We start from the raw sequence: 2,575 nt of genomic DNA, 5'->3' as shown, positions 1-2,575 counted from the left end.
TGGTGGCGTCCGGCCGGGCTGTCGCCGGACGGGGCGCAACGGCGCGGCCCGGCGGCCGCAGGGTGAACGGTCCGGCTCGGCCGGACGGCCGCCGGGCTAAGCGGCGCGACACGACCGAGCAGCCGACGGACGAAGCGGAACGGGGCGGCCGGACGGCCGCCGGACCAAGTCGAATAGAGCGGCTGGCCGTCGGGCGATACGGAGCAGAGTGGTCCCGCGGCCGTCAGGCAAAGCGGCGTAGCGCGGTCCCGCGACCGTCAGGCGATGAGGAAGTCGGCCTCGCCGGCCTTGGCGCCCGCCAGGAACGCCACCATCTCCTCCCGTGAGTAGACGAGGGCGGGGCCGTCCGGGTCGGTGGACTGACGGAAGGCGACACTGCCGTCGGGCAGGCGCTTGGCCTCCACGCAGGAACCGCCGTTCGTGCCGCTCCAGGGCTTGCGCCAGCCCTCGGCGCCGAGTTCGGGAGCGGGCATGCCGCTGTGGACGGGCCCGTCGGGTGTCTTTGCCATGTTCACAACTCCTTGCGTAGTGCCGCCAGGATGTCCCTGGTCCGCGCCACCGGTTCCGCCTGCACGGACATCCGGTCCAGCACTTCCAGGTAGGTCACGACGTCCGCGGGCTGGTCGACGTACTGGGCACCCGCGAGGCCCTCGGTGTAGACGATGTCGGGGAGTTCGGAGAAGCCGAAGCGGAAGTAGTGGAAGGGGCCGTACGCCCCGGGGTGGGGCCCGGCCGCGAACCGCATGATCTGGATCCTGACCTTGGGCCGTTCCGTCGCCTCGGCGAGCCGGTCGATCTGGGCCCGCATCACCTCGGGGCCGCCCACCGGCCGGCGCAGCACGGTCTCGTCCAGGATGGCCCAGACGGCCGGCGCCTCGGGTTTGACCAGCAGGTCCTGGCGCCTGAGGCGCAGTGCGACCCGGCGGTCGACGTCCTCGGGGCTCGCGTTCGGGAAGCCGACCCGCATCAGCGCGGCGGCGTAGTCGTGGGTCTGCAACAGACCGGGTACGTACTGGGGTTCGTAGAGGCGGATGACGGCGGCTTCGCTCTCCAGGCTCACGTACGCGCTGAACCACTCCGGCAGCACGTCTCGGAACTTGTGCCACCAGCCGGGCTGGTTGGCCTCGCGGGCCAGGGCGAGGAAGCCCTCGATCTCGGTGCCGGAGACCCCGTAGGTGCGCAACAGCTCCTTCACATAGGGGATACGGAGGCCGACCTCGGCCTTCTCCATGCGGCGGACGGTCAGGGCGGTGACCTCGATGGCGCGGGCGGCGTCGTCGAAGGACACTCCGGCCTGCTCCCGCAGTTGTCGGAGCCGTTTGCCGAGGACCATGCGCAGGACCGTGGGCGCCGCAGGAGCACTCCCTCCTGAGCGGGTCTCACTCACGTGCAACCTCCCGGGGCGGGATTCACAGCGTGCAGTGTGCCACGCGATCCATTGACACGAACAGGTCCTCGCAGTTCATTCTGAAATTATCAGAACGCAGGTTGCGGGCTGAGTTCTTCGGCCACCATAGTGACCGAGTGACCTGCCGCACATCGCGGGCAGCGTCCCTCGAACTCCTCCGGCCCGCCCAGGAGTTGGCGCCAGGGCGGGCACGGGTCAAGCCGCGCGCCGACACGATGCGACAACCTGGATGGCCGCCGTGACGAACGGATCACACGGATTACCGAGGAACCCGGTCAAGGGGACCGGTGGGCCCAACAAGCCGCTGGCGGCAGCCCTGAAGGAGGCCGGCTGCTCGTACGCCTCCCTCGCCCTCCGGGTCAATGACCTGGGCCGCTGCCAGGGCGCGGACACCAACTACGACAAGGCCTCCGTGACCCGCTGGCTCCAGGGCCAGCAACCACGGGGCAGCACCCCGGAGTTGATCGCCGCGGTCCTCGGCGAGCGGCTGGGCCGCGCCCTCACTCCGGCCGACCTCGGCTTCCCGCTCGATCGCGGACGACCGGTGACGGGACGGGCGTTGACGTACGTCGAGAACGTGGCGGAGACCCTGCACACCCTGGCGGAGCTGGGCTCCACCGACATCTCCCGGCGCAGTCTGCTCGGTTCGGTGCCGTTCGAGCCGGGCGCCCTGACGAATCCGCAGCGGGCCTGGCTGTTGTGGCTGGTGGAGAGCAGGGACGCCCCGCGGCTCGCGCCGGTGCCGGGCGGCGGGCCGGTGGAGCAGGTCCACGCGATGCTCCGCATGTTCGACGAGATGGACAACCAATACGGCGGCGGCGGTATCCGCACGAGCATCGTGCAGTACCTCACCACCGAGGTCATCCCGCTGCTCCAGCAGCGCGGCATGCCCCCGCACCACCGGCGGGAGCTGTTCGCCGCCGCCGCCCGGCTCGCCGCCATGGCGGGCTGGAGTTCGTACGACGCCGGGGAGTACGGCCTGGCCCAGCGGTACATGACGCAAGGGCTCAGGCTCTGCGCGGAGGGCCGAGACCATGTGCTGGGCGGGCAGATCCTGGCCGGGCTGGCGCATCTGGCGACCAGCCTGGGCCGCCCCGACGAGGGCGTGGCCCTGGCCCGGGCCGGCGTCGCCACCGCCAAGGACTCGGGCAGCCCTCTCGGCCTGAT

3 protein-coding genes are annotated in these 2,575 nt (G+C 71.2%); 1 reads left to right on the top strand and 2 read right to left on the bottom strand.

The window, feature by feature from the left end; all coding sequences use genetic code 11:
* Positions 1 to 257: 257 nt before the first annotated feature.
* Together AWZ10_RS28410 and AWZ10_RS28405 are read right to left on the bottom strand one after the other, a co-directional pair.
* Complete coding sequence (locus tag AWZ10_RS28410) at positions 258 to 509, bottom strand: DUF397 domain-containing protein (RefSeq protein ID WP_046703773.1); 252 nt, start codon at positions 507 to 509, stop codon at positions 258 to 260.
* 2 nt (positions 510 to 511) lie between these two features.
* Positions 512 to 1,333 carry a helix-turn-helix domain-containing protein gene (locus AWZ10_RS28405; protein WP_046703772.1) on the bottom strand — a complete coding sequence of 274 codons (822 nt, stop codon included), beginning with the start codon at positions 1,331 to 1,333 and terminating at the stop codon, positions 512 to 514.
* A gap of 304 nt (positions 1,334 to 1,637) precedes the next feature.
* Here AWZ10_RS28405 and AWZ10_RS28400 point away from each other — a divergent pair.
* Positions 1,638 to 2,575 (top strand): NsdA family TPR-like regulatory protein (locus AWZ10_RS28400; protein WP_060892384.1); only part of this gene is annotated, 938 nt, incomplete at its 3' end.

It is taken from the genome of Streptomyces europaeiscabiei, from assembly GCF_001550375.1.
Lineage (GTDB): Bacteria > Actinomycetota > Actinomycetes > Streptomycetales > Streptomycetaceae > Streptomyces > Streptomyces europaeiscabiei.
Note: the sequence above shows the minus strand (reverse complement) of the source record. Positions and strands in the feature narration are given on the sequence as shown.

Coding starts and splice junctions, on each gene's coding strand:
- AWZ10_RS28410 (WP_046703773.1), bottom strand. CDS start 509: ATGGCAAAGACACCCGACGGGCCCGTCCACAGCGGCATGCCCGCTCCC.
- AWZ10_RS28405 (WP_046703772.1), bottom strand. CDS start 1,333: ATGGTCCTCGGCAAACGGCTCCGACAACTGCGGGAGCAGGCCGGAGTG.